We start from the raw sequence: 25,482 nt of genomic DNA, 5'->3' as shown, positions 1-25,482 counted from the left end.
CGCGTGGACGGCGACGACGGCCCGGGAGCGGATGGTGGATCCCGCCGGGCATCTGCCGTCGCCCGGGTGCGCGCGAACACCGTCGCGATCAGTGGAACACGCACACCCCGGATGTCAACGGCGCCTCGGGCGCGGGACGATGGGATGTGCTCACTTCATAGCGGGGACGACTGTAGCAGACCCGCTTCGGGCCGTCGAGGGTCGAGCGCGGGCGCGGCCCTACCGCGCGGCGAGCTCCCTGCTGCCGGAGAGCTGCAGGGCGGCCGCGGTGCGCGCGAGCGAGGCCGCCGCGGCATCCGGGTCGTCGGAGAGCGAGGTGCCGAGCGACGGGATCATCTCGCGCAGCTTCGGCTCCCATTCGCCCATGCGGTCGGGGAAGCACTTGCCCATGACCTCGAGCATGATCGGCACCGAGACCGACGCGCCCGGCGAGGCGCCGAGCAGGCCCGCGATCGAGCCGTCGGCACCCGAGATGACCTCGGTGCCGAACTGCAGGATGCCGCCCTTCTCGGGGTCGTTCTTCATGACCTGCACGCGCTGACCCGCCGTGATGAGTTCCCAGTCCTCGGACTTCGCGGTGGGCATGAACTCCCGGAGCGCGGCCATCTTCTTCTCGCGCGAGGCCATGAGCTCGGAGACGAGGTACTTCACCAGGTCGAAGTTGCGCAGGCCCACCTGGAGCATCGGGATGATGTTGTGGAACCGGATCGAGAACGGCAGGTCGAACCACGTGCTCGACTTGAGGAACTTCGGCGTGAAGCCCGCGTACGGACCGAACAGCAGCGAGGTCTCGCCGTCGACGACCCGGGTGTCGAGGTGCGGGACCGACATCGGCGGAGCGCCGACGGCGGCCTTGCCGTACACCTTGGCCTGGTGCTGGGCGACGAGCTTGGGGTTGGTGGTCCGGAGGAACTGCCCGGAGATCGGGAATCCGCCGTAGCCCTTGATCTCGGGGATGCCGGAGTGCTGGAGCAGCGCCAGGGCGCCGCCGCCCGCGCCGACGAACACGAAGCGCGCCCGCACGGTCTCGGGGGTGTTGCCCACGAGGTTGCGGACCTTCAGCTTCCAGGTGCCGTCGTTCAGGCGGTCGAGCCACGTCACCTGGTGGTCGGTGCGGATCGAGGCGCCACGCGCCTCGAGGTCGCGGAAGAGCTGGACCGTCAGCGCGCCGTAGTCGACGTCGGTGCCCGACTCGATCCGCGTCGCCGCGACCTTCGCCCGACGGTTGCGCTTCTTCGCCAGCAGCGGAGCCCACTCGGCGATCGTGTCGAGGTCCTCGGTGTACTCCATGCCCTCGAACAACGGCTGCCCCTGGAGCGCTGCGACGCGCTTCTTCAGGTACTCGATGTTCGCCTTGCCGCGCACGAACGTCATGTGCGGGGTGGAGTTGATGAAGCTGCGAGGCTCGGGCAGCGCGCCCTCCTCGACGAGGTGCGCCCAGTACTGGCGGCTGACCTGGAACTGCTCGTTGATCTGCACGGCCTTCGCGGCGCTCACGCTGCCGTCGGGCGCCTCGGGCATGTAGTTGAGCTCGCAGAGCGCGGCGTGGCCGGTACCCGCGTTGTTCCAGGGGTTCGACGACTCCTGCGCCACGCGGCCGAGGCGCTCGTAGACGCGGATGGTCCAATCGGGCTGCAGCCTCGAGAGCAGGGAGCCGAGCGTGGCGCTCATGATGCCCCCGCCGATCAGCACGACGTCGACGGTCTCCTCGGAAGTCACGGGCTCCAGTCTAAGCGGCACGGGATGGACGCGCTGACCACTCGTCGTCGCACGGATGTACGCCGTGACCGGCCCTCAGAGCCCCAGCGCCTGCAGCTCGCCGTCCATCCGGCGGGCGATCTCGGCATACCCCTCGTCGTTCGGATGCAGCCCGTCGGACGCCATCCACTCGGGATGCCCCTCGAGCCACCTCGACGCGCCGTCGATGCGGTCGGCGTCGATGTCGGCCGCGGCCTCCGCGACCAAGGCGATGATGACGTCGACGGACGGCGGGCGCTCGTCGGTGTACCAGAACGGCTCGACCACGACGATCCGCGCGTCGGGAAGCTCGTCCCGCAACCGATCGAGGTCGCGTCGGATGGCGGAACGGATGTCGTCGGCCCGGTCCGGCATCGAGAAGTTGTCGTTCAGGCCCATCGTGACGAGCACGACGTCGGGCTCCGGTTCGAGGCCGACGATGCGTTCGACGAGATCGTCGCCGGGCGGCCGCAGGTCGCGGTTGTTGACGAATCCCAGTCCGTCGACGCTGGGGTTGAACTCCGCCCAGCCCCGGTCGGCGGACACGAGCGTCGACCACCGCAGCGAGAGGTCGGAGGCTCCGGTCCCGCGCGTGTAGGAGTCGCCGTAGAACGCCGCAACGGTCGCCGCCTCCCCCGCCGGGGGCGGACCTCCCGCGGCCCAGCCGTCGGCTCGGGTCGTCGTCGGCGTCCCTCCGGCGCAGCCCGCGAGCAGGGCGACGGATGCCGCGGCCAGTGCCACCACGGCCGTCCTCCGCCCGAACAGGCGGACGGCCCGCCCCGCGAGATGCGGGACGGGCCGTCCGAGTTCGGTCAAGCGGCTCAGCGACGCTTGGCGGCCGCGATGCGCGGGGCGGCGATGGCGCCACCCAGGGCGATCGCGCCGAGGCCCGCGAAGAGCAGCCAGCCGTTGTCGAAGCCGGTCTCGGCGAGCTCCTTGCCGTTGCCGTCGCCGCCACCGGCCGGCGGGGTGGTGTGCGTGGTCACCGGCGGGGTCGAGGGCGGCGTGGTCTCGGTGGTCTTCTTCTCGTACGAGAAGGAGTAGTGGCTGACGGCCTTGCCGGAGGAGTGCTCGATCTCGAGCTCCTCGACGGGCGGGTCGACCTCGAAGTACTCGGGGCCGTCGCCCTGGTTCGCCGAACCCGCCTTCACGCAGTAGCCGGTGATGACGTAGCCCTCGGGGGCCTCGATGACCACGGACTCGGGGTCACCGGTGGTGTCGATCTTGCCGGAGTCGAGGCCGTCGCAGACCTTCTCCTCGGCGACGGCCGCGACCTCGAGGTCCTCGGCGTAGGCGGGTGCGGAGAAGGCGACTGCGCCGCCGGCGAGCAGCAGCGCAGCAGCGAACACGCGGGATGACTTCATGATGGGGGCTCCTGGCGGTGGAAGATACGGTCTCGGATTGGTACTGCCCGACAGGCAGGGCGAGGTCGCGGCGGGGATTCCGGCGGCCACTGTCGGACGGATCAGCGACAGCCTATGCGTCGCGCGGACCGGAGGGAGCCCCCCGAAAGGGGACATGACCGGAGTTTTCGATCACGATTCGGTCACGGCCCATCGTCGGCCGGGTGGGACCGGCACGCGTCCTGCCCGGACGGGTCGCTCAGACCCGCGTCGGGAGCTCCGCGGCGACGAGCTCGGCGATCTGCACGGCGTTCAGCGCGGCGCCCTTGCGCAGGTTGTCGTTCGACACGAACAGCACGAGCCCGCGGTTCTCGGGCGCCGACTGGTCCTGCCGGATGCGGCCGACGAAGCTCGGGTCGGCGCCCGCGGCCTGCAGCGGCGTGGGTACGTCGCTGAGCTGGACGCCCGGCGCGTCGGCGAGCAGCTCGGTGGCGCGCTCGGGGGTGAGGTCGTTCGCGAACTCGGCGTGGATCGAGAGCGAGTGGCCGGTGAAGACGGGCACGCGCACGCACGTGCCCGCGACGCGGAGGCCCGGCAGCTCGAGGATCTTGCGGCTCTCGTTGCGCAGCTTCTTCTCCTCGTCGGTCTCGAGGTCTCCGTCGTCGACGATCGAGCCGGCGAGGGGGATCACGTCGAACGCGATCGGCCGAGGGAACTTGCGCGGCTCGGGCATGGTCACCGCCGAGCCGTCGTGCACGAGGCCGATGGCGTCCTGCTCGACGGCCGCCTTCGCCTGCTCGAGCAGTTCCTCGCCCCCGGCGAGCCCTGCGCCGGAGACGGCTTGGTACGTCGAGACCATGAGCCGCTCGAGCCCGGCTTCGTCGTGCAGCACCTTGAGCACGGGCATCGCAGCCATGGTGGTGCAGTTGGGGTTGGCGATGATGCCCTTCCGGGCCTCGGCGATCGCGTGCGGGTTGACCTCGCTCACCACGAGCGGCACGTCGGGATCCATGCGCCATCCGCTGGAGTTGTCGATCACGGTGACGCCGGCCGCCGCGAACCGCGGAGCCTGCGCCTTGGAGAGCGTGGCGCCCGCGGAGAAGATGGCGATGTCCAGGCCCGAGGGATCGGCGGTCGAGGCGTCCTCGACCACGATCTGCTCGCCCTTGAACGGCAGGGTGGTGCCGGCCGACCGCGCCGAGGCGAAGTAGCGGATCGTCGCGACGGGGAAGTCGCGCTCCTCGAGGAGGCGGCGCACGACCGCGCCGACCTGTCCCGTGGCGCCGACGACGCCGATGTTCACTCCCTGTGCCATGGTGCTCCCTCTCGTGGCGATCCAGTATTCAGGACGTGCCCGTGCGCCCGGTGCGAATGCGTCCCGGCGGCGCGGATCTGGCAGCGATCCCCTGTTATCCGGCAGTCGTTCGACGGATGCCGCGCGGCATCCGCTCGTCGGCCTAGCGACCCGTGCCCGCGTAGACGACCGCGTCGATGTCGCTGTCGAGCTCGAACGCGGTGTGCACGGCGCGCGCCGCGTCGTTCACCGAGTCGGCGCGGGTGACGACCGAGATGCGGATCTCGGAGGTCGAGATCATCTCGATGTTGATCCCGGCGTCGTAGAGCGCCTCGAACAGGCGCGCGGAGATCCCGGCCGCCGATCGCATCGCCGCACCGACCAGGGACAGCTTGCCGATCTGGTCGTCGTACTGCAGCGACTCGAAGCCCAGCGACTCCTGCGCCTCGGACAGCGCCTTGAGCGCGCGCTCGCCGTCGGACTTCGGCACCGTGAACGAGATGTCGGTGCGGCCGGTCGCCGCGGCGGACACGTTCTGGACGATCATGTCGACGTTCGCATTCGTCTTCGCGACGAGCTTGAAGATCTTCGCGGCGGCGCCGGGCACGTCGGGCACGCCGACCACCGTGATCTTGACCTGCGACAGGTCGACCGCCACTCCGGCGATGACGGACTCTTCCACAGTCTCTCCTTCGGGAAGACGCTCGGGGTCGTAGACGATCGTCCCCTCGCTGTTGTTGAACGACGAACGCACGTGCAGCGTCACGCCGTGGCGTCGTGCGTACTCCACGGCCCTGATGTGCAGGACCTTGGCGCCGGATGCCGCGAGCTCGAGCATCTCCTCGCTGGTGATGCGATCGAGCTTGTGCGCCTTCTTGACCACGCGCGGGTCCGACGTGAAGACGCCGTCGACGTCGGTGTAGATCTCGCACACGTCGGCGTCGAGCGCCGCGGCGAGCGCCACCGCCGTCGTATCGCTGCCCCCTCGGCCGAGCGTCGTGATGTCGCGGGACTCCCGGCTGAATCCCTGGAACCCGGCGACGATGACGATCGCGCCGTCGTCGAGCGCCTCGCGGAGCCGGACCGGCGTGACCTCGACGATGCGCGCGGCGCCGTGCGTGGCATCCGTGATCATGCCCGCCTGGCTGCCGGTGAACGAGCGCGCCTCGACGCCCATGCTCTTGATCGCCATCGCCAGCAGCGCCATCGAGATGCGCTCGCCGGAGGTGAGCAGCATGTCGAGCTCGCGCGGGGCGGGGATGGGGCTCACCTCATGCGCGAGGTCGAGCAGCTCGTCGGTCGTGTCGCCCATCGCGGACACCGCGACGACGACGTCGTTGCCCGCCTTGCGGGTGTCGACGATGCGCTTCGCGACCCGCTTGATGCTCTCCGCGTCGGCGACGGACGATCCGCCGTACTTCTGCACGATCAAGCTCACGTGGGCGCTCCCGGGGTGTCTGGGCCGGGGAGCTGTTCACCCGGCGCCGGAACGTCAATCATACGGCGGGCCGCATCCACGGCCCGCCATGTGACGGGCGCCGGATGTCAGCGATCGCGCTCCATGTACCACTCGGTGAAGCGGACGGCTCGCCCGTCCGGCGCGAGCCGGATGACCCAGAGGTTGTCGTACAGCTTCGCGGCGGGGTAGTCGGTGCGCCCCTGCACGACGACCAGGTCGTCGGACTCGACGAGCACCTCCCAGTCGAAGGTCCAGTCGTCGGGCTCGTCCTTCGAGTCGATCCATCCCGCGACGATGGCCTCGCGTCCGCGCATCGCGTCGGGGTCGTCGGGGCTGAACTCGTAGACGGCGTCGTCCGCGAACAGCGCGGCGATGTCGTCGGGATCGTTGGTCTCCCAGGCGCGGATGTACCCCTCGACCCAGTCCCTGCCAGCGCTCATGGGCTCCGTTGTAGCGGCAGCGCCCGGGCCCCGTCAACGGGTGGTGCGGCGGCCGCGATCGTGGTCAGCCGACGATCCGGCGGCCCTCGAACGCACGACCCAGGGTGACCTCGTCGGCGTACTCGAGGTCGCCGCCGACCGGCAGGCCGGAGGCGAGCCGGGTCACGCGGATCTCGAGGGTCGTGAGCAGCCGGCTGAGGTAGGTCGCCGTGGCCTCGCCCTCGAGGTTCGGGTCGGTCGCGATGATGACCTCGGCGACCGTGCCGTCGGCGAGGCGCTGCATGAGCTGGCGGATGCGGAGCTCGTCCGGGCCGATGCCGTCGATCGGGCTGATCGCACCGCCGAGCACGTGGTACAGGCCGCGGAACTCGCGCGTGCGTTCGATCGCGACGACGTCCTTCGCCTCCTCGACGACGCAGATCAGGCTCGCGTCGCGGCGGGGGTCGCGGCAGATCGAGCAGGTCGACTGCTCGGCGACGTTGCCGCAGATCTCGCAGAACTTCACCTTGTCGCGCACCTCGGTGAGGATCTCGGCGAGACGGGAGACGTCGAACTGCTCGGTCTGCACGATGTGGAACGCGATGCGCTGCGCCGACTTCGGCCCGATGCCGGGCAGGCGGCCGAGTTCGTCGATGAGTTCCTGGACGATGCCCTCGTACACGCGCTACCCCCGCTCGCCGAATCGCGGCGACGGCGGCGCTTCGACCTCTTCGAGGAACGTCGCGCCGAGGAGGTCGCGGACGACCGCCTCGCCGTAGCGCTGGATCGGGGCAGGACCAGACGAACCCGGAGCGGACGTGGGCGCCGGGCGGCGCCGGTCGGCCGCGCGCACCTCGTCGACGGGCTCCGGGCCCGGCTCGAACGGCGGCTCGTCATCTGGCGGCGGCGCATCGGCGTCGTCGGGCGGCGGCACTTCCTCGGCGGACGCCGGCGTCGGAGCGACCGGACGCTCGGCGAGCGCGGTCGCAGCCAGGCCTGCCCGTGCGACCTCCCGGCCCGCGGTCGTCGCGCCGTCGACGGCCGGGTCGGTCGTGGGGATGGCCACGGTCGCCCAGGAATCCACCGGGTCGGCGGCGGGCGCGCTCGCCGCCGCGGTCGTGCCGGCCGCCTCGACCCGCGAACCGCGCGAGCCGGAGGGGCCGGTGTCGCCGGTGGCGGGCGTCGCGGAGCTCGGGGCCGGCGCGTCGCCGCGCGAGTGGTCGCGCGGGGCGTCCGCCCCGCCCTCGGGCTGCCCGGGCGCCGACGGAGGCGGCGTCGCCGGGCCCATCACCCGCGGGATGAACTTGACCTGGACCCCCAGGACCTCGCCTATCGCGCGCCGGAGCAGCTCGGCCGGGCTCTGCGTGCCCGTGGCGCCGCGCAGCTCCTTCACGTCGTTCTCGCTCGGGAACCCGAGGATCAGCACGGCATCGTCGGTGCGGTAGTCGATGACCCTGGCGGTCAGCGCCGCCATCCACGCGGTGCGCTTGGTGCGCTCGAGGACACCGAGCACCTCCGGCCAGGCATCGCGGACCAGTTCGAGCGTCACCGGGCCGGCGGGCAGGGCGCGGGGCGCGGGCGCCCCGGCCTCGGACTCGGCGGGCGGGACCGGCAGCGGCGGGGCGCCGGACGCGCCGCCGGCGGGTGCGGCGGAGGCCGGCGCGGCGACGGGCTCGGTTGCCTCGGCGCGCGACGGAGCCGGCGCAGCCTGGGTCGACGCGGCCGGCCGCGCGGGCGCCGTGTCGTCTTCCGGGCGCGACGGACGCGGCGTCGTCGCGGCCGGAACGGCCCCGGCATCGGCCACGCCCACCCGGCGCTCGAGTCGCTCGACCCGGGCGAGCGCACCACGCTCGTTCGCGTCGCCGGCGGGCACCAGGACGCGGGCCAGCATGAGCTCGAGGTGGAGCCGCGGCGAGGTCGCGCCGGTCATCTCGGTGAGCGTCTGGTTCACGAGGTCGGCGACCCGCGAGAGCTCGGCCGGGCCGAAAACCGAGGCCTGCCCCGCCATGCGGGTGAGTTCGTCGGCCGGCACCCCGCGCAGCACCGCGGCCGCCGCTTCGGGTGAGGTCGCGGCGACCACGATCAGGTCTCGCAGTCGCTCGAGCAGGTCTTCCACGAAGCGGCGGGGATCCTGGCCGGTCTGCATGACCCGGTCGGCCGCGGCGAAGGCGCCCGCCGCGTCGGCGGCACCGACCGCGTCGACGACCTCGTCGAGGAGTGCGCCGTGCGTGTAGCCGAGCAGCGCGACGGCGCGCTCGTAGCCGACCGTCGACCCCTCGGAACCGGCGATCAGCTGGTCGAGCAGGGACAGCGTGTCCCGCGGCGACCCGCCGCCGGCCCGCACGACGAGCGACAGCACGCCCGGCTCGACCGAGACGCCCTCCTCGTCGCAGAGTTGCTGGACGTAGTCGAGCATCGGCGCCGGCGGCACGAGCCGGAACGGGTAGTGGTGCGTCCGCGACCGGATGGTGCCGAGGACCTTGTCGGGCTCGGTGGTCGCGAAGATGAACTTGACGTGCTCGGGCGGCTCCTCCACGAGCTTCAGGAGTGCGTTGAAGCCCTGCGGCGTCACCATGTGCGCCTCGTCGAGGATGAAGATCTTGTATCGATCGCGCGCAGGCGCGAACACGGCTCGCTCGCGGAGGTCGCGGGCGTCGTCGACGCCGTTGTGGCTCGCCGCGTCGATCTCGACGACGTCGAGCGATCCGCCGCCGGCGCGCGAGAGCTCGACGCAGCTCGGGCACGTGCCGCAGGGCGTGTCGGTCGGGCCCTCGGCGCAGTTGAGGCAGCGCGCGAGGATGCGCGCCGAGGTGGTCTTGCCGCAGCCGCGCGGGCCGCTGAACAGGTACGCGTGGTTCACGCGGTCGGTGCGCAGCGCCGTCATCAGCGGCTCGGTGACCTGCGACTGGCCGATCATCTCGGCGAAGGTCTCGGGCCGGTATCGGCGGTAGAGGGCGGTGACCACGCGTCAATCGTAGTCGCGCCGTCCGACACCGCCGCCGGGGCCGTCGACCGCGCCGCGGCGTCCGCGACGGGCCGTACGGCCCGGCCGTGACGTCGCCGGTCGGGCATAGGATCGGGGGACCGCACCGGTGCGGCCCTGCGGCATCCGCTCGCCCGGTGCACGACGACGGAGGTGGTCACGTGACGGGGATCCGCAGTGCCGAGCAGTTCGAGCGATTCCGCGAACTCCTGCTCGCCGAGCGCCGGGAGGCCGAGGAGCGCCTCGCCGAGCAGAGCGAGGGCATCACGGCGGTGCGCGAGGCGAGATCCGACGGTTCGGTCGACGACGAGCACGACCCCGACGGCCCGACGATGAGCCAGGAGTGGTCGCAGCGCACCGCGGTGCTGCACGACGTCGAGCACGAGCTCGTCGACGTCGACCACGCGCTGGCGCGCATCGACGACGGCACCTACGGCGTCTGCGAGCGGTGCGGGCAGAAGATCTCCGTCGGCCGGCTCGAGGCCAGGCCGACCGCGACGCTCTGCATCGACTGCGCGCGCAAGGTGCGCTGACGCGGCGGCTGCGCTCGTCAGTCCGCGACGACCGCCAGCGTCTGGCGTGCGATCTCGAGTTCCTCGTCCGTCGGGACGACGAGCACGTCGACCGCGGCGCCCTCCGGTGAGATCCTGCGGGATCCGCGCCCTCGCGCGGCGTTCCTCGCGGGATCGACCACGACGCCGAAGCCCTCGAGCCCGGCGAGGGCTCGGCTCCGCACGTCCGACGCGTTCTCCCCCACGCCGGCGGTGAACACGATCGCGTCGACCCGACCGAGCTGCGCGGCGTAGGCGCCGACGTAGGAGCGGATGCGGTGGGCGTAGACGTCGAGCGCGATGCCGGCCCGCTCGTCGCCCGACTCGGCCGCCGCGACGAGGTCGCGCATGTCGGCGTGGCCGCCGAGTCCGAGGATGCCGCTGCGCTTGTTGAGCAGGTCGTCGACCCCGTCGACGTCGAGGCCCGCCCGCCGCTGCAGGTGCAGGAGGACCGCGGGATCGAGGTCGCCGGAGCGCGTGCCCATCACGAGCCCCTCGAGCGGGGTCATCCCCATGCTCGTCTCGACCGAGCGCCCGCCGTCGACCGCACAGGCCGACGCGCCGTTGCCGAGGTGCAGCACGATCAGCTTCAGCTCCTCCACCGGGCGACCGAGGAAATCCGCGGCGGCCCGCGAGACGAAGCGGTGGGAGGTGCCGTGGAAGCCGTACCTGCGTACGCGATGGCGCGCGGCGACCTCGGCGTCGATGGCGTACGTGTATGCCTCCGGCGGCATCGTCTGGTGGAACGCGGTGTCGAACACGGCGACATGCGGCACCGATGGGAAGGCGCGCTCGGCCGCGACGATGCCGGCGAGGTTCGCGGGATTGTGGAGCGGGGCGAGGACCGCCAGCTCGTCGATGTTGATCTTCACGAGTTCCGTGACGACCGTCGGCTCGAAGAACCTGGCGCCGCCCTGCACGACCCGGTGCCCGACCGCGACGGGCGCCTGCGTCTCCAACGACGGGCCGTGCTCGGCGAACGCCTGCAGCATCCACGCGAACGCGGCGTCGTGGTCGGCGATCGCCACGTCGTCGCGGAACTCCCGGCCCGCGGCATCCGTGTGCGTCGCCCGGCCCGAGGGCTGGCCGATCCGCTCGACGAGTCCGGTGGCGAGCGCCTCGCCCCGCTCCACCTCGACGAGCTGGTACTTCATCGACGACGAGCCCGAGTTGACGACGAGTACCGCGGTCACGACGCCGCCGCCGCCTGGATCGCCGTGATCGCGACCGTGTTCACGATGTCCTGCACGAGCGCGCCGCGCGAGAGGTCGTTCACGGGCTTGCGCAGCCCCTGCAGCACCGGCCCGATCGCGACCGCGCCGGCCGAGCGCTGCACGGCCTTGTACGTGTTGTTGCCCGTGTTGAGGTCGGGGAACACGAACACCGTCGCCCGGCCCGCGACCTCCGATCCGGGCATCTTCGTGCGAGCCACGGCCGCGTCGGCGGCCGCGTCGTACTGGATCGGCCCGGCCACCGGGAGCTCCGGAGCCCGCTCCCGCACCAGCTCGGTCGCGCGTCGCACCTTGTCGACATCCGCCCCCGTACCCGACTCGCCCGTCGAGTACGACAGCATCGCCACGCGCGGCTCGATGCCGAACTGCGCCGCCGTCTGCGCCGACGAGATCGCGATGTCGGCGAGCTGTTCCGCGGTCGGGTCGGGCACGACCGCGCAGTCGCCGTAGACGAGGACCCGGTCGGCGAGCGCCATCAGGAAGACGCTCGAGACCACGTCGACGTCCGGACGGGTCTTGATGATCTCGAACGCCGGCCTGATCGTGTGCGCGGTGGTGTGCATCGCACCCGACACCATTCCGTCGGCCAGCCCGAGCTCGACCATCATCGTGCCGAAGTACGAGACGTCCTGCACGGTGTCGCGCGCCTGCTCGAGCGTCACGCCCTTGTGCGCGCGGCGGCGGCGGTACTCGTCGGCGAACCGGTACACGAGGACGTGGTCGTGGTTCGAGAGCACGGTCGCCTTCGAGATGTCGAGGCCGAGCCCGATCGCCCGGGAGCGGATCTCGATCTCCTCGCCGAGGATCGTGAGGTCGGCGACGTCGCGGGCGAGCAGGGTCGCGGCCGCCCGCAGCACCCGGTCGTCGTACCCCTCGGGGAGCACGATGTGCTTGCGGGCCGCGCGGGCCCGCGCGAGCAGGCCGTACTCGAACATGAGCGGCGTGACCACGTCGGTGCGCGCCACGTCGAGGCGGTCGAGCAGCTCGTGGCCGTCGACGTGGGTCTCGAACAGGGCCAGCGCGGTGTCGCGCTTGCGCTGCGACTCGGCGGCGAGCCGGCCGCGGGTGTGCGTGATCGCGAGCGCGGTCTCGTAGGTCGTCAGCTGCGTGCGGATGATCGGGAGGCCGGACTTCAGGCCCTCGATCAGGCGCTCGACCGTCTCGGAGACCGGGAAGCCGCCGTTCAGCACGATGCCGGAGATGGAGGGGAACGTGGCCGACGCGTGGGCGGTGAGGACCCCGAGCAGCACCTCGCTGCGATCGCCGGGCACGACGACGACCGAGCCCTCGATGAGCCGGGTGAGGACGTTCTCCATCGACATCGCCGCGATGACGGCGCCGAGCGCCTCGCGCTCGAGCAGCTCGGGGTCGCCGGCGTAGAGCTCGCCGCCGACCGCGTGCATGACGCTCCGCATGGACGGCGCCACGAGGAACGGATCCTCGGGCACGGCCCACACCGCGACGGATGCCGCGTCCCGCGCCGGACGTCCGTTGGAGACCGCCGCATCGGCCGCACGGCCCACCGCGCCGCGCACCGCCGCCACGACCTCGTCGATGCGGTCGGGGTCGGCACGGTTGGCGACGATGCCCACGAGCGTCGCGTGCTCGCGATCGAGCTCCTCGAGGGCGAGCTCGGTGAGCTGGGCGAGCTCGTCCGGCGTCCGCGCGTCGGTGTACCCGAGACGCTCGCTCGTGCCGCGTCCCTGCGGCACCCGGCCGCCGACGACGAGGAGCACCGGAGCCCCCAGGTTCGCCGCGATCCGCGCGTTGTAGGCCAGCTCGGTCGGGCTGCCGACATCCGTGTAGTCGGAGCCGATGACCACGACGACGTCGCAGCGCGACTCCACCGACTTGAATCGCCGGACGATGGTCGCGAGCGCGACCTCGGGGTCGGCGTGCACGTCTTCGTAGGTGACGCCGATCGCCTCGTCGTAGCCGAGGTCGATCACGCCGTCGTGCGCGAGCAGCAGCTCGAGCACGTAGTCGCGCTCCTGCGTGGACCTCGCGATGGGCCGGAACACGCCGACCCGCGTCGCCCGTCGGCTCAGCGTGTCGACCGTTCCGAGTGCGACGGTCGACTTGCCCGTGTTGCCCTCCGCGGAGCAGATGTAGATGCTGTGCGCCACGCCAGCCAGCCTATTGGGCGGCCCGGGCGCCCGGCTGGGAATCACTGGCGAGGGGCGCTCGGTTCGCGGTCCGGCCGCGCTCGGGTAGACTGTCCGAGGCTCCTCACGTGGCGCCATCCAGGCCAACTCCCCCAGGGCGGAAACGCAGCAAGGGCAACCGGGCTCTGGCGGGTGCGTGAGGGGTCCCAGGAGGATTCGCCTAGTGGCCTATGGCGCACGCTTGGAAAGCGTGTTGGGTGAAAGCCCTCGGGGGTTCGAATCCCCCATCCTCCGCCGGATCGAACGAGCGCCGCACCCGAAGGGTCGGCGCTCGTTCGCGTTCCGCGACGACCTCCGCCGCCGACCCGGCCGGGCCGCCTCCGGTCCCCCTTAATGCCGATAGCGGAGACCGTCTCGAGTACGGATCATTGACTCGATGTCTACAGCACCGACGAGCACGACGCGTGGGGACGCAGGGGACTCGTCCGTCGGTCCGGCATCGACGAGGGACGGGGGCCTCGGGGTGCTCACCCTGAGGCCCCGCCCGACCCTCGCGCGCAGCATCGGCTTCCCGGTACTCGCGCTCGCCGTGCCGTTGCTCGCGACGGTGGCGTGGGTCGCGAGCTCGCTCGGCCGGGCGGCGCTCGTCGCGACCGCGGGCGCGACGCTCGTGTTCCTCGGCCTCGCGGCGCTGACCTGGCACCGGTACCTGCGGACCCGCATCCAGGCGGGTCCGGACGGTCTCGTCGAGTGCGGGTTCTTCGGCCGCGTGCGACGAGTGGCACGGTCCGATGTCGCCGGAGTGCTGCGCATCCACACCTACCGCGGCGACACGCTCGAGACGGTCGCCCAGCTCTTCGTGGTGGATGCCGCGGGTCGCTGCCTCGTGCGGATGCGGGGGACCTTCTGGGACGACGCCGCGATGGATGCGATCGCACCGGCGCTGGGGGTGCCCGAGTGGCACCGCACCGAGCCGGTGACGCTCGCAGAACTCCGCGCGAGCGACGACGGCCTGCTGTACTGGTTCGAGGGGCGCGCGATCTCGTCTCCGATGTCGTCGCGCTGACCGCACCGGCGCGGCTCCGGCGTCCCGGCGCGAGGGCGCGGGGCTCAGGGGTTCGCGCCCTCCCGGCCCATCTTGTCCCGGGGCGCTGGCTTGACCTTCTTGGGCACGATCTCGTCGGGCGCCTCCTCGAGCTGCTGCGCGTTCGCGACCAGGGCCCGGTCGAACACGTTCTCGAGCAGCGCCGACATCCGGCTGTCGGAGTCCAGCCCGCCCACGAACGTCAGTGAACCGGCGCTGAACACGAACCCGCCGTTGGGGCGCTCCATGAACACCATCGACGAGGGCTTGGAGTGCTGGCCCTCGGCGAGCACCTCGCTGGTCGCCGCGTCGCCGCCGAGCCCGAGCCGGCCGTCGACCTCCCACCCGCTCGCCGGGCCGTTGTAGCCGCCGGCTCCGAAGGTGTCCCCCGCACGCAGCCCCGTGCCGGCGAAGAGGGGATGGTCCTGCGTGACCTTGAACGCGGCGTAGCTCCCCCACAGGCTCGGGTCGTACGCGACACCGAAGATCTGCGACTCGGGCAGCCCCGCGCGACGGTACTCGTCGCGGGCGCCGTCCGCGGCGCGGAAGGTCACGGCGTTCGCGGCGGCGTCGTACGTGACGCGTTCGTAGATGCCGTTGCCGCCAAGGTACAGGAGCCGTCCGCCTCCCTCGATCCACTGGATGAGCTTGGTGCGCATGGCCTCGGTCCAGTACTCGGGGTGGGTCGGGAGCACGAGCACCTGGTAGGCGTCCAGCCAGTCGCCGGAGACGTGCAGGTCCTGGTCCTCGTACAGGTCGTACGCGATGCCCCGCGCCGACATCCACCGGAGCAGCGTCACGTCGCTGTACCAGAGGTGGTCCAGGCGGCCGTTGGCGTCGAAGGGCACCCGGCCGTACGGGCTCAGCATGGTGAACGTGCGGCGGACGCCGCCCTGTCCGGTGGTGTACTGGTTGTGGCCGCCCCAGTGGTTGTACGACCGGTACGTCAGCGTCGGCATGAGCACGGCGATCGATGCGGTGGGCTGCGACGGCCGGACCGTGAACGGCACCTCCCTCGTCAGTCCGTCACCGGTCTGGAGCCGCACCGAGTAGAGGCCCGACGGCCATTCCGCCGGAACGTCGAACGACAGCGACACGGGCCAGTCGCAGCCCGCCGATCGGTAGTCGGACGGCAGCGTGCGGATGCCGCCGGCGAGGGTCACGGCGTTCCGCACCGTCTGCGGGGACGTACCCGGCGCGAGGCGCACGACCGAGGCCTGGTAGGTGTCGAAGCTCGTGGAGACCGCCACGGCGGCGGTGCCTCCCTGGCGCACGTCGAGCGTGGTCGCGTACCCCTGCAGGTTCGCCGTGGCCTCGAAGGTGAAGCCGCTGCCCACCTGCCGGCCGCTGCCGCTGTACCAGGCGCCACCCTTGGTGCCGGCGTTCGACCACGTGGTCAGGCGGTACGCCAGGAGCTTGTCGTCGAGGTCGGGAACCGTGCTGGTGTCGAGCTGCAGCCGGTACAGCGCCCCCGATCCCGTGCAGAGGGCGGTCTTCTGGGTGGTGTCGGACCAGCCGTTCCCGATGACCCGGCCACTCCCGCTGGCCCACTTGCTGCCGTCGTAGCGATACCACTTGAGGCTGCCGGCCATCGCGTAGATCACGCCGGAGGCGTCCGCCACGAGGTCGGTCATCACGTTCCAGCCGTTGCCGACCTTCTTGCCGCCCGTCCATGCGCCCGACCCGGCGGTGCCGTCGGTCTTCAGGTACCGGTAGTAGTAGAGGTCGCCGTTGCCGCGCACGCCCCAGATCACGCCGTCGTACCCGCCGAACAGTCGCGGGAAGATCGTGAACCCGGTGCCGATCCGCGAGCCGCTCCCTCCGGCCCAGTAGCCGGAGCCCGTGTTCCAGTCGCTCACCACGTACCGGTACCACAGCAGGTCGCCGTTGGGCTTCAGCGCGAACAGCGTCCCGTTCGACCCGCCGAGCACGGTCACGAAGCCGGCCCAGCCGTTGCCGATCTGCCGCCCGCTCCCGGAGGCCCACGAAGTGCCGGCCGTGGACCACGCCGCGTGCCGGTACCAGAGCAGCTTGCCGTCGGCCTGGATGGCGTAGATCACGCCGTTGCCGGCGCCGACCAGCTGGATGAAGCGCTGCCTGGGGTCGTACCCGCTGAGCGCCGAGGCGGCGGAGATGCCCACGCCGAGTCCTGTGCCGCCGACGATCGGGGCGGCGATGCCGAGTGCGGTACCGGCCTGCAGCACCGAGCGACGGCTCGGTCCGGACGGGTTCGCCACGGGCGAGCGGTTCGGGGTCTGGCGAGCGTGCATGGGTCCTCCTCGCCGTGACGGGTCCGGCGCGTCCCACCAGCCTCGCACTGCGACCCGCAGGTCAGGAGCCCCACGTCTGGGGGGTCCTCAGGCCGGGTGGAACGGGGAACGGTCGGCCGTCGAGATGCCCAGCAGCGGGGCGCGCGGGGTGCTCGAGCGCAGCTCGTGGAACCCGAGTCGGTCGTAGAAGGCGCGCGCGCCGACGTTGGCCGGATCGAGCCCGACGTGGAGTGCGGGCACGCCGCGCGCGCGCAGGTCGGCTCGCAGCGCGTCGACGAGCCGGCGCCCCAGGCCGCGCCCCTGGTGCTCGGGCAGCAGGTCGATGTGCAGGTGGGCGGGGTACGCGTCGAGCTCGGCGATCCGCATCCGCTCGGCGTCGCCGCCGTTGGCGACCAGCTGCGCCTCGGTGTACGCAGGGCGATGCGATGTCGGCGGTCCTGGGAACGGATGCCGCGCGCGGAACCCCGGCGCCCACTCACGGGCGTACCAGTCGATGAAGGCCGCGGTGTCGGCCACGCCGAGCACGTACCCGCCCACGCGGCCGTCGGCGTCGACCACGACGGAGGCGAGCTCGGGCGCGTACTCGACGTACGGCAGGGCGTAGACCTCGGGCATGAGCGCATCGTCGGAGTACACGCCCGTGGCATCCGCGCCCGCCGCCGCGGTCTTCAGGCACACGTCGGCGACGGCGGCCCGATCCTCAGGGCGGTAGCGACGGATCCGGGGCACGCGCGGCTCGGTCAGCGGCGCTTGGCCATGCCGAAGATGCCGGTGAGCACCTGGGTGATCGCCCGCTGGGTCGACTTGGAGCCGAGCACCTGCTCGAGCGTCGAGCGCTGCGGCGAGCGCGAGCGCGAGGACCCCGAGGTCTTCTTCAGGAGCCGGTCGTACTCGGCCTGCGCCTTCTTCTGCGCCTTCTCCTCCTCCGCGCGGATCTTCGCCTGCATCTTCCGGTATTCGGCCTCGGCCTCGGCCTGCGCCTTCGCCGCCTCCTCCGCGTCGGCGGCGGCCGCGGCATCCGCCATTCGCTTCGTCAGCAGCTCGTGCGCGGACTCGCGGTCGATCGCGGTGCCGTACTTCGCGGTGAGCGGGGATGCCGTGACGGCCTGCTCGACGACGTCGTGCGGGCTCGGCGACATCGACGCCTGCGGGGCGCGCAGGCGGGTCCACGCGACGGGGCTCGGCGCGCCCTTCTCGTTCATGACGGTGACGATCGCCTCGCCAGTGCCGAGCACGGTGAGGGTCTCCTCGAGGTCGTAGCCGGACTTCGGGTACGTCGAGACCGTCGCGCGCAACGCCTTCGCGTCGTCGGGCGTGAACGCCCGCAGCTGATGCTGGACGCGCGAGCCGAGCTGGGCGAGCACGTCGCCGGGCACGTCCTTCGGGGTCTGCGTGACGAAGAACACGCCCACGCCCTTCGAGCGGATGAGCCGCACGGTCTGGACGACCTGGGCGAGGAACTCCTTCGAGGCGTCGCGGAAGAGCAGGTGCGCCTCGTCGAAGAAGAAGACGAGCTTGGGCCGGTCGAGGTCGCCGACCTCGGGAAGGGTCTGGAACAGGTCGGCGAGCAGCCACATGAGGAAGGTCGAGTACAACGCGGGCTTGTCGGCCACGCCCGGCACCTCGAGCATGCTGATGACCCCGCGTCCGTCGGCCGCGGTGCGCAGGAACTCGGCCGTGTCGATCTCGGGCTCGCCGAAGAAGACGTCGGCGCCCTGGTCGGCGAACGCGATGAGCTCGCGCAGGATGACGCCCACCGTCGCCTTCGACAGCCCGCCGAGGCCCTCGAGCTCGGCCTTGCCGCCGTCGCTGACGAGGTACGCGAGCACGGCGCGCAGGTCGTCGAGGTCGAGGAGCGCGAGGCCGTTCTTGTTCGCGTAGTGGAAGACGAGCCCGAGGCTGGATTCCTGCGTGTCGTTGAGGCCCAGCACCTTGCTGAGCAGCAGCGGGCCGAAGCCCGAGATGGTGGCGCGGATCGGCACGCCCGAGCCGACGCCGCCGAGCGAGAAGAACTCGGTCGGGAAGCTCGCCGGGGTCCACTGCTGCCCGATGCCGGCGGTGCGCTTCAGGAGCTTCTCGCTCCCCTCGCCGGGCGTGGCGACGCCCGACAGGTCGCCCTTGATGTCGGCCGCGAACACGGCGACCCCGTTGGCGGAGAGTTGCTCGGCCAGCACCTGCAGCGTGCGGGTCTTCCCCGTTCCGGTGGCACCGGCGACGAGGCCGTGGCGGTTCGTCATCGCGATCGGGATGCGCACCGGCACCTCGGGCATCGCCTCGCCGTTCACGAGCGCCCCCATCTCCAGCGCCGCGCCCTCGAACGCGTAGCCGGCGCGGATCGCGTCGACCTCGGCGGCGTCGAGCGGGCCGACCGGCGCCGAGTCGGGAGGGGCCGCGGGTCGAGCGGATGCCGCGGCGGTCGGCGCATCCGTCGGCTGGCCCGCCTGCTGCGCGTCGAGCGCGGCCCTCGCGAGCGCCGCGGCCTCCTCCGCCTTCCGGATCGCCTCCGCCGCCTGTCGCTGCAACTCGGCCGCCGCCTTCGCCGCCTCGTCCGCCGCCTGCTGCGCCTGCTGGACCGCGTCATCCGCCATGGCGCGATCCTAGCCGCGGCATTCGTCACACGGTTGAGATCGGTTTGTTACATGCATTACATCTAGCGCGTTTGTAATGAGCGATGTAACGTGACGAGCACTCGATGACGAGAAGAGAAGAGGTCCCATGATCCCCCGCACCACCGCCACGATCGTCGCGGTCGCCGCCGCGAGCGCATGCCTCATCGCCGCCAGCCCCGCCGCTGCCGCACCCAGGACCGCCGCACCGACCGCCCCCGACGGCAGCCTCGTGCTCATCGGCGGCAACCTCAAGGAGGACGCCACGATCCTCCAGCGCATCGTCGACCTCGCCGATCCCGACGGCGTCGGCCCCGAGAAGGCGCGCATCGCGATCGTCACGGCCGCGGCATCCGCCGCGAAGACCGCCGAGGCGGCCGCCGACGACTCGCTCAACAACGCCTCGGCGAACGGGCTCTACTACTCGGCGCTGTTCGAGCAGTACGGCGCCGAGACCTACGCGGTGCCGATCGACACGGCCGTGAACTTCGCCGGCGACGCGTACAAGCCGTCGAACGCCAACGACCCGAAGGTGGCCCGCGAGGTCGCGAAGGCGACCGGCGTGTTCTTCGGCGGCGGCGACCAGATGCGCTACGTGCGCACGCTGTTCGACTGCAAGAACGCGGCCGACGAGGCGTTCACCTCGTGCTCCGACACGAAGGTCATGGCCGAGATCCGCGGCGTGCTCGACCGCGGCGGCGTGGTCTCGGGCGTCAGCGCGGGCCTGACCATCCAGCAGGGCGCCGACATGGTCACGGGCGGCGAGCCGTACCAGGCGTGGCGCGACGGCACCACGCCCGGCTACCTCGACGACGCCTCGGCGCTCGCGCACCTCCCCTACGGCGGATTCGGGTTCTTCCCCGAGGGCCAGCTCGACAGCCACTTCGGCACCTGGGGCCGTCAGGCGCGCATGATCAAGCTCGCCGACCAGACCGGTCACGACCTGGTGGTCGGCGTCGACGAGACCACCGCGCTCGTCTACGACCGCACCACCCGCCAGGGCGAGGTCATCGGCCGCAACGGCGTGTCGCTCCTCGACACGTCCGGCACGGACATCGACGGCTCGGTGGGGACCGGCACGACCTGGTCGTACCTCGTCTCCGGCGACCGCGTCGACTTCGCCACGGGCGAGATCACGCCCGGCTCCGAGCGCCGCACGGGAGCAGGCACGGATGCCGCGCCGGCGCCGGTCGCGGACGTGTGGGATTCGATCGACAACCCCGACGCGGGCGTGTACTCGCTCGTCGACCTCGGCGTCGCGCTCGTGGCATCCGTCGCCGACCGCGCTGAGGGCACCACCTACGAGACGGACCCGCAGTACCGCACGGTGCTCGACCGCACCGACGCGACGTCGTGGTGGGACGGCGGCTTCGAGGACCTCGCGATCACCATCTCCCCCGCCGCCGGCTGAGCGGGGGTCGCGCCCTGCCGCGACGACGATGGCCGGATCCGCAGGGGGTCCGGCCATCGCCGTGTCGCCGCCGGATCGAGCAGTCTCACTGCACGATCGGCAGCCCCGTGGCATCCGCGGCCTGCTGCATCGAGCCGGCGTCGGTGACCTCGAGGCCCGCCTGCTCCATGAGCTGGGTGGCCTGGGCCGAACGGTTGCCCGACTTGCAGTACACGACGTACTCGTCGTCGGCGTCGAGGGCGGGGATCTCGGCGGCGAGCTGGCCGGAGGTGAGGTCGAGGTTCACGGCGCCGTCGAGGTGGCCGGCGGCGTACTCGCCGGGCGTGCGGACGTCGACCACGACCGTGTCGGAGGTGAGCTCGATGGGCTCGGCGGAGGCGCAGCCGGTGAGGGCGAGCGCGGCGGCGCCGACGAGGGCGAGGAGCGGGGTTCGGAGCTTCTGCATGCCCCGATAATACCCCAGGGGTATCGTCTGCTAGAATCGGGGCATGGCTTCCGTGAACATCACCCACGACACCATCGAGTCCACCATCAAGGACAACGACATCGTGCTGCTCGACTTCTGGGCCGAATGGTGCGGCCCGTGCCGCATGTTCGGGCCCATCTTCGAGAGCGCCTCGGAGCAGCACACCGACGTCGTCTTCGGCAAGGTCGACACCGAGGCGGAGCAGGCGCTCGCCGCGGGCTTCCGCATCACCTCGATCCCCACGCTCGTGGTCTTCCGCCAGGGCATCATCGTCTTCGCCCAGCCGGGCGCCCTGAACGGGGCGCAGCTCGAGCAGGTCATCGAGGGCGCCAAGGCCCTCGACATGGACGACGTCCGCCGCCAGCTCGCGGAGCAGCAGGCCGCCCAGACGCAGCAGGCGTGAGCCGGCTCGCCCGATCGCTCACCGCGCGCTCCTGCGCGGTGAGCCGCGGCGAGCGCGGCATCCGCGCCGTCATCGCCGTCTTCCTCGGCGCCTTCGCGCTGGGCAACCTCGACAACCTCTGGTGCGCGATCCCCGCGGGGATCTGCGCCGCATTCCTCGCGATCGGCGCGATCACCGGATGGTGCCCCACCGACCTCCTCGCGCGGACGCCGGACGAGTCCGACGCCAACACGCTGGGCTACCCCGAGGCGAGGCAGCCGCTCGCCCGCTGAGCGCGCGTACGCTGGGCGCATGACGGATGCCCCGATCATCGGGCCGGTGACGGCGCCCGACGTGCACGTCATGTCCTTCAACATCCGTCGCCGGATGCCCGGCGCGCGCCCGGGGAGCCCCGACCGCTGGGCGACGCGGCGGCCGCTCGTCAAGCGCATCCTCGCCGCCGAGCAGCCCACGATCGTCGGCGTCCAGGAGGCGCTCGCCGACCAGGTCCACGTGATCGCGGAGGGGCTCGGTGCGCACTACCGGTGGATCGGCATCGGCCGCGACCCCTCGGGCCGCGGCGAGCGCTGCCCGATCTTCTACGACGCCCGCCGGCTCGAGCTCACCGCCTGGCGGCAGCGGGCGCTGTCGGCGACGCCCGACCTCGTCGGCTCGCGCACGTGGGGCAACGTGACCCGTCGGATCCTCGTCTCCGCCGCGTTCACCGATCGGGAGACCGGCGCGCGCATCGTCGCGTACAACACCCACCTCGACCACCTGTCGTGGCGCAGCCGCCTGCGCTCCGCCCGCTACATCGTGGAGCTCGCCGAGGCATCGCAGGCCGCCGATCCCGGCGCCGCCGTGGTCGTGACCGGCGACTTCAACGCCGACGAGCGCTCCGCCGCCTACCGCGACCTCACGGCCGACGGGAGCCTGCGCGACGCGTGGGAGGCGGCCGCCGAACAGCTGACCCCGCAGTGGGGAACCTACTCGGGCTACCGCAGACTGCGTCGCGGCGGGCCGCGCATCGACTTCGTGCTCGTGGGCCGGGGCGTCCGCGTCACGGGCGCAGCCATCAACGCCACGCGCTTCGACGGGCGCGCGGCATCCGATCACGAGCCCGTGCAGGCCGTTCTCCGGCCGCCGGCCGTCGACGCGGCCGAGGAGGGCTGATGCGCACGCTCTGGGACGGCATCCGACGACGCGCCGAAGGGCCCGGCGAGGTGACGGCCGACGTCATCCGGGTCATCGCGGCGCTGTGCATCCCGATCGCCGCCATCGGCTGGGGGCCGCTCGGAGGCGTGAGCCTGGCGTTCGCGACCGGCGGGATGGTGATCCCGCGCGCGCTGCGGCTGCGCCCGAGCGTCGACATCGCCTTCGGCATCGTCACGCTCGTCGCCGTGTGGAGCAGCGTGACCGACCTCTACGTGACGGTCCGCTGGTGGGACCTGCCGGTGCACTTCGCGCTCAACGGCTTCATCGCGGCGCTCGGGTACCTCGTGCTGCTGCACTTCCGGATCGTGGCGCCCGCCGACACGCTGCCGCGGCCGCGGCTGTCGACCACCGTCATCACCACCGCGCTCGGGCTCTCGTTCGGCGTCTGGTGGGAGATGTTCGAGTGGTACGGCAAGAACTTCATCGACAGCAGCATCTTCGTCGGGTACACGGACTCGATCGGCGACCTCCTGTGGGGCATGTTCGGGTCGCTCATCGCCGGATTCGCGATGCCGTTCATCTCCGCGCGCCCGTCGCGGGCGCGACGCGACGGCACCGAAGCGGATGGCGCCCGCGCCGACGAACCCGGGCCCGGCTCCGCGCCCGGGCGAGGCGTCAGCCGAGCCTGATCCCGACGGGCGCGCGGGACGCCCAGTCGCGCACGAGGTCCTGGCGCACGTCGACGCCCGTGCCCGCCGAGTCCGGAACGCGCAGCTGCCCGCGATGCGCCCCCTCGCCCAGCACGAACGGCTCGGTGAGATCCTCCGCGAAGTAGCGCGCCGAGGCCGACGTGTCGCCCGGGAGCACGAACCCGGGCAGCGCCGCGAGCGCCACGTTCGCCGCGCGGCCGACGCCGGTCTCGAGCATGCCGCCGCACCAGACCGGCACGTCGAGCGCGCGGCACGCGTCGTGCACGCGCAGCGCCTCGAGGAAGCCGCCCATGCGACCCGGCTTGACGTTCACGATGCTCGTCGCCCCGCGCTCGATCGCGTCCACTGCGGTCGTCACGTCGAGGATCGACTCGTCGAGGCACACCGGCGTCTCCATGGCTTCGGCCAGGCGCACGTGCGAGGCGAGGTCCTCCTCGGCGAAGGGCTGCTCGACGAGCAGCAGCTCGAACGGGTCGAGGCCGGCCAGCAGCGGGATGTCGTCGGCCGTGTAGGCGGTGTTCGCGTCGACCTGGAGCATCGCGTCGCGGCCGATGAGCTCGCGCACCGCCGCGACGGGCACGAGGTCCCAGCCGGGCTTGATCTTCAGTTTGATGCGCCGGTAGCCCGCCTCGAGGTACCCGGTCACCTCGTCGAGCAGCTCTTCGATGGTCGGCGCGATGCCGACCGAGACGCCGCAGTCCACCCACTCGCGCACCGCGCCGAAGCACTCGCCCATCGAGCGCCCCTGCGCGCGCAGCTCGGCGTCGAGGACGGCCGCCTCGAGGGCGCCTTTGGCCATGCGGTGGCCCGCGACGAACGCAAGGTCCGGGGCGACGGATGCCGCGAGCGGGACGCTCGCGATCGAGGCCGCCGCGCGGCCGCCCGCGGCATCCGTCGCCGCTGCGTCGACGTGCTGCTCGCGATCGTCGACCCAGACCCCCGCGGAGTGCGCCGGATCCTCGATGAGCACCGCCGACACGTGCCCGTCGTCACCGACCGGCGGCGCCGGGGGTCGCAGCAGCGCCGGTGCCAGGTAGCGTTCGATGACGGATGCCGCGCCGTCGACGTACTCCCCCGAGTAGAACGGGTCGCGACCCGCCACGCACTCGCCCCAGCCGTCGCCGCGGTCGGTGCGCACGCGCACCAGCAGCACCTCGCGGGCGGTCTCGCGGCCGAAGGAGGTCTCGAACGGGCGCACGAGCGGCACCTCGAGGCGGTGCAGCTCGATCGCCTCGATGCGGGGCGTGGTCTCGGTCATCGGGCCTCCCGGTCGGCGTCGTCGCGCCTCCAGTCTGCCGGACGACGTCGCGGGACGCTCCCGGCGTCCCGCCGTCAGGCCGCGCGGTCGGGGTCGTCGGCGGTGAACACGTAGTCGCCCGCCGCGTCGAGTTCCGGGCGCAGCCTGCCGTCGGCCAGTGCGGCGAATGCCTCGCGCGAGGCGCGGCGGAGCGCGGCGGCGGCGTCGGGGTCCTCCGCGCGCACGGCCTCGAAGTCGGGCACGAGCGCCAGCCCGGCATCCCCGCGCCACTCGGGCTGGGGCACCCGATCCAGCGCCCGCTCGACCCGCGGCGAGGTGAGCCGCCACCGCACCTCGAAGCGGTCGCTCCGGTCGCCGCCCGAGATCGCGTCGCGGAGCTCGCCGTAGAAGTCGGGGCGGTACGCGATCACCTCGGCGCCGAGCCGCACGAGGTTCATGCGGGCGTTGCGCCGGATGAGCGGGTCGTAGGTCCAGCGCACCTCGTCGATGCCGTGCTCGAGGCAGATCGCGCGCTGGCGCAGCTTCAGGGCGACGCCCACGCCCCGCCCCCTCGCCGCCGGGTCGACGGCGTTCATGTGCGAGTGCACGTGCAGTCCGTCGGCCCAGCCCAGGAAGCCGAGGGCCGCGCCGATCGGGGTCGCGACGGGTGCGGCGACCTCGGCGGGCTCGGCCGCGGCATCCGCTCGGCCCGGCTCGGGGACCGCGACGAGCACCGTGTTGCCGGCGTGCGCGATCGCCTTCAGCGACGCGAGGTCGACCGTGCGGCCGACCCCCCAGGTCGCGTCGAACCGGGCGAGCGCCCCGGCGAGCTCGTCGGGGCGCGCCTCGCGGGTGCGGATGCCGCTGCGCCGGTCGGCCTCGTCGGCGCGCGCCGTCGCACGGGCGAGGGTCGCGTCATCCGTCATGGCACCGGACCCTATCGCGCCGCGGCGCCCGCGCGCCCGCTCGCCGACGCCGCAGCCGCAGCCGCAGCCGCAGCCGACGGGAGGTTTCCGCGCCGGAGTGACGTACGGGAAC

The 25,482-nt window shown here is 72.2% G+C and carries 23 protein-coding genes, 1 tRNA gene and 1 other RNA gene; 9 read left to right on the top strand and 16 right to left on the bottom strand.

The features are described from left to right. Nucleotides 1-219: 219 nt before the first annotated feature. The 8 genes from ACUY4T_RS10985 to ACUY4T_RS10950 all read right to left on the bottom strand — a co-directional run bounded on the left by ACUY4T_RS10985 (nucleotide 220) and on the right by ACUY4T_RS10950 (nucleotide 9,217). On the bottom strand, nucleotides 220-1,671 hold the full coding sequence (locus tag ACUY4T_RS10985) for a malate:quinone oxidoreductase (RefSeq protein WP_446019034.1): 1,452 nt from the start codon (nucleotides 1,669-1,671) through the stop codon (nucleotides 220-222). Nucleotides 1,672-1,794: 123 nt separating this feature from the next. Beyond that, a complete protein-coding gene (locus ACUY4T_RS10980) occupies nucleotides 1,795-2,481 on the bottom strand; it encodes an SGNH/GDSL hydrolase family protein (protein ID WP_446018977.1) in 687 nt (228 codons plus the stop codon). Between the two features lie 77 nt (nucleotides 2,482-2,558). Continuing rightward, on the bottom strand, nucleotides 2,559-3,101 hold the full coding sequence (locus tag ACUY4T_RS10975) for an LPXTG cell wall anchor domain-containing protein (RefSeq protein WP_446018976.1): 543 nt from the start codon (nucleotides 3,099-3,101) through the stop codon (nucleotides 2,559-2,561). A gap of 238 nt (nucleotides 3,102-3,339) precedes the next feature. Continuing rightward, a complete protein-coding gene (locus ACUY4T_RS10970; protein WP_446018975.1) occupies nucleotides 3,340-4,395 on the bottom strand; it encodes an aspartate-semialdehyde dehydrogenase in 1,056 nt (351 codons plus the stop codon). A 142-nt stretch (nucleotides 4,396-4,537) separates the two neighbouring features. Further along, on the bottom strand, nucleotides 4,538-5,812 hold the full coding sequence (locus tag ACUY4T_RS10965; RefSeq protein WP_446018974.1) for an aspartate kinase: 1,275 nt from the start codon (nucleotides 5,810-5,812) through the stop codon (nucleotides 4,538-4,540). Between the two features lie 107 nt (nucleotides 5,813-5,919). Continuing rightward, the gene (locus tag ACUY4T_RS10960) at nucleotides 5,920-6,273 is read right to left on the bottom strand and encodes a nuclear transport factor 2 family protein (RefSeq protein WP_446018973.1); all 354 of its coding nucleotides are present in this window, start codon (nucleotides 6,271-6,273) and stop codon (nucleotides 5,920-5,922) included. Nucleotides 6,274-6,337: 64 nt separating this feature from the next. Further along, complete coding sequence (gene recR, locus ACUY4T_RS10955) at nucleotides 6,338-6,934, bottom strand: recombination mediator RecR (protein WP_446018972.1); 597 nt, start codon at nucleotides 6,932-6,934, stop codon at nucleotides 6,338-6,340. Between the two features lie 3 nt (nucleotides 6,935-6,937). Then, nucleotides 6,938-9,217: a DNA polymerase III subunit gamma and tau gene (locus ACUY4T_RS10950; protein WP_446018971.1), complete on the bottom strand. Its 2,280-nt coding sequence runs from the start codon at nucleotides 9,215-9,217 to the stop codon at nucleotides 6,938-6,940. 155 nt (nucleotides 9,218-9,372) lie between these two features. Here ACUY4T_RS10950 and ACUY4T_RS10945 point away from each other — a divergent pair, with 155 nt between their 5' ends. Beyond that, nucleotides 9,373-9,768: a TraR/DksA family transcriptional regulator gene (locus ACUY4T_RS10945; protein WP_446018970.1), complete on the top strand. Its 396-nt coding sequence runs from the start codon at nucleotides 9,373-9,375 to the stop codon at nucleotides 9,766-9,768. A 17-nt stretch (nucleotides 9,769-9,785) separates the two neighbouring features. Here the strand turns inward: ACUY4T_RS10945 and ACUY4T_RS10940 are convergent, their stop codons facing one another. Further along, a complete protein-coding gene (locus tag ACUY4T_RS10940; RefSeq protein WP_446018969.1) occupies nucleotides 9,786-10,979 on the bottom strand; it encodes an acetate/propionate family kinase in 1,194 nt (397 codons plus the stop codon). Next, entirely contained in the window at nucleotides 10,976-13,144 is a 2,169-nt protein-coding gene (pta, locus tag ACUY4T_RS10935) for a phosphate acetyltransferase (RefSeq protein ID WP_446018968.1), read from the bottom strand. Before pta ends, ACUY4T_RS10940 begins: the two co-directional genes overlap by 4 nt. Nucleotides 13,145-13,238: 94 nt before the next feature. Between pta and ffs the strand changes: the two genes are divergently transcribed. The 3 genes from ffs (at nucleotide 13,239) to ACUY4T_RS10920 (ending at nucleotide 14,189) form a co-directional block, all read left to right on the top strand. After that, nucleotides 13,239-13,335, top strand: an RNA gene (ffs, locus tag ACUY4T_RS10930) — signal recognition particle sRNA small type. After that, a tRNA-Ser gene (locus ACUY4T_RS10925) sits at nucleotides 13,333-13,417 on the top strand. The genes ffs and ACUY4T_RS10925 overlap by 3 nt, the downstream gene beginning before the upstream one ends. A gap of 229 nt (nucleotides 13,418-13,646) precedes the next feature. Beyond that, nucleotides 13,647-14,189, top strand: a complete 543-nt coding sequence (locus ACUY4T_RS10920; protein ID WP_446018967.1) for a hypothetical protein — start codon at nucleotides 13,647-13,649, stop codon at nucleotides 14,187-14,189. Nucleotides 14,190-14,233: 44 nt separating this feature from the next. Here ACUY4T_RS10920 and ACUY4T_RS10915 read toward each other — a convergent pair whose 3' ends face one another. The 3 genes from ACUY4T_RS10915 to ACUY4T_RS10905 form a co-directional block, all read right to left on the bottom strand. Then, on the bottom strand, nucleotides 14,234-16,477 hold the full coding sequence (locus ACUY4T_RS10915) for a N,N-dimethylformamidase beta subunit family domain-containing protein (RefSeq protein WP_446018966.1): 2,244 nt from the start codon (nucleotides 16,475-16,477) through the stop codon (nucleotides 14,234-14,236). A gap of 87 nt (nucleotides 16,478-16,564) precedes the next feature. After that, nucleotides 16,565-17,206, bottom strand: a complete 642-nt coding sequence (locus ACUY4T_RS10910; RefSeq protein WP_446018965.1) for a GNAT family N-acetyltransferase — start codon at nucleotides 17,204-17,206, stop codon at nucleotides 16,565-16,567. Nucleotides 17,207-17,217: 11 nt separating this feature from the next. Beyond that, nucleotides 17,218-19,065, bottom strand: coding sequence for a helicase HerA-like domain-containing protein (locus ACUY4T_RS10905; protein ID WP_446018964.1), 1,848 nt, complete (start codon nucleotides 19,063-19,065; stop codon nucleotides 17,218-17,220). Between the two features lie 127 nt (nucleotides 19,066-19,192). Here ACUY4T_RS10905 and ACUY4T_RS10900 point away from each other — a divergent pair, with 127 nt between their 5' ends. Next, nucleotides 19,193-20,494: a cyanophycinase gene (locus ACUY4T_RS10900; protein WP_446018963.1), complete on the top strand. Its 1,302-nt coding sequence runs from the start codon at nucleotides 19,193-19,195 to the stop codon at nucleotides 20,492-20,494. A gap of 85 nt (nucleotides 20,495-20,579) precedes the next feature. On the opposite strand, the gene ACUY4T_RS10895 is transcribed toward ACUY4T_RS10900, so the two are convergent. Then, entirely contained in the window at nucleotides 20,580-20,939 is a 360-nt protein-coding gene (locus ACUY4T_RS10895) for a rhodanese-like domain-containing protein (RefSeq protein WP_446018962.1), read from the bottom strand. A gap of 43 nt (nucleotides 20,940-20,982) precedes the next feature. On the opposite strand from ACUY4T_RS10895, the gene trxA reads away from it, so the two are divergent. The 4 genes from trxA to ACUY4T_RS10875 are packed head-to-tail and all read left to right on the top strand — an operon-like array spanning nucleotide 20,983 to nucleotide 23,186. After that, nucleotides 20,983-21,363 carry a thioredoxin gene (gene trxA, locus ACUY4T_RS10890; RefSeq protein WP_446018961.1) on the top strand — a complete coding sequence of 127 codons (381 nt, stop codon included), beginning with the start codon at nucleotides 20,983-20,985 and terminating at the stop codon, nucleotides 21,361-21,363. Then, a complete protein-coding gene (locus tag ACUY4T_RS10885; RefSeq protein ID WP_446018960.1) occupies nucleotides 21,360-21,635 on the top strand; it encodes a YgaP family membrane protein in 276 nt (91 codons plus the stop codon). The genes trxA and ACUY4T_RS10885 overlap by 4 nt, the downstream gene beginning before the upstream one ends. Nucleotides 21,636-21,654: 19 nt before the next feature. Further along, the gene (locus ACUY4T_RS10880; protein WP_446018959.1) at nucleotides 21,655-22,515 is read left to right on the top strand and encodes an endonuclease/exonuclease/phosphatase family protein; all 861 of its coding nucleotides are present in this window, start codon (nucleotides 21,655-21,657) and stop codon (nucleotides 22,513-22,515) included. Continuing rightward, a complete protein-coding gene (locus ACUY4T_RS10875; RefSeq protein WP_446018958.1) occupies nucleotides 22,515-23,186 on the top strand; it encodes a DUF2238 domain-containing protein in 672 nt (223 codons plus the stop codon). The genes ACUY4T_RS10880 and ACUY4T_RS10875 overlap by 1 nt, the downstream gene beginning before the upstream one ends. Here ACUY4T_RS10875 and menC read toward each other — a convergent pair. After that, the gene (menC, locus tag ACUY4T_RS10870) at nucleotides 23,173-24,465 is read right to left on the bottom strand and encodes an o-succinylbenzoate synthase (protein ID WP_446018957.1); all 1,293 of its coding nucleotides are present in this window, start codon (nucleotides 24,463-24,465) and stop codon (nucleotides 23,173-23,175) included. The genes ACUY4T_RS10875 and menC overlap by 14 nt on opposite strands. 74 nt (nucleotides 24,466-24,539) lie before the next feature. After that, nucleotides 24,540-25,370, bottom strand: a complete 831-nt coding sequence (locus ACUY4T_RS10865) for a GNAT family N-acetyltransferase (protein ID WP_446018956.1) — start codon at nucleotides 25,368-25,370, stop codon at nucleotides 24,540-24,542. Nucleotides 25,371-25,482: the final 112 nt, after the last annotated feature.

Source organism: Agromyces arachidis (assembly GCF_052805135.1).
This window is presented reverse-complemented; position numbering and strand designations above follow the sequence as displayed.

Coding starts and splice junctions, on each gene's coding strand:
- ACUY4T_RS10985 (WP_446019034.1), bottom strand. CDS start 1,671: ATGAGCGCCACGCTCGGCTCCCTGCTCTCGAGGCTGCAGCCCGATTGG.
- ACUY4T_RS10975 (WP_446018976.1), bottom strand. CDS start 3,101: ATGAAGTCATCCCGCGTGTTCGCTGCTGCGCTGCTGCTCGCCGGCGGC.
- ACUY4T_RS10970 (WP_446018975.1), bottom strand. CDS start 4,395: ATGGCACAGGGAGTGAACATCGGCGTCGTCGGCGCCACGGGACAGGTC.
- ACUY4T_RS10960 (WP_446018973.1), bottom strand. CDS start 6,273: ATGAGCGCTGGCAGGGACTGGGTCGAGGGGTACATCCGCGCCTGGGAG.
- ACUY4T_RS10915 (WP_446018966.1), bottom strand. CDS start 16,477: ATGCACGCTCGCCAGACCCCGAACCGCTCGCCCGTGGCGAACCCGTCC.
- ACUY4T_RS10905 (WP_446018964.1), bottom strand. CDS start 19,065: ATGGCGGATGACGCGGTCCAGCAGGCGCAGCAGGCGGCGGACGAGGCG.
- ACUY4T_RS10900 (WP_446018963.1), top strand. CDS start 19,193: ATGATCCCCCGCACCACCGCCACGATCGTCGCGGTCGCCGCCGCGAGC.
- ACUY4T_RS10895 (WP_446018962.1), bottom strand. CDS start 20,939: ATGCAGAAGCTCCGAACCCCGCTCCTCGCCCTCGTCGGCGCCGCCGCG.
- trxA (WP_446018961.1), top strand. CDS start 20,983: ATGGCTTCCGTGAACATCACCCACGACACCATCGAGTCCACCATCAAG.
- ACUY4T_RS10880 (WP_446018959.1), top strand. CDS start 21,655: ATGACGGATGCCCCGATCATCGGGCCGGTGACGGCGCCCGACGTGCAC.
- ACUY4T_RS10875 (WP_446018958.1), top strand. CDS start 22,515: ATGCGCACGCTCTGGGACGGCATCCGACGACGCGCCGAAGGGCCCGGC.
- menC (WP_446018957.1), bottom strand. CDS start 24,465: ATGACCGAGACCACGCCCCGCATCGAGGCGATCGAGCTGCACCGCCTC.
- ACUY4T_RS10865 (WP_446018956.1), bottom strand. CDS start 25,370: ATGACGGATGACGCGACCCTCGCCCGTGCGACGGCGCGCGCCGACGAG.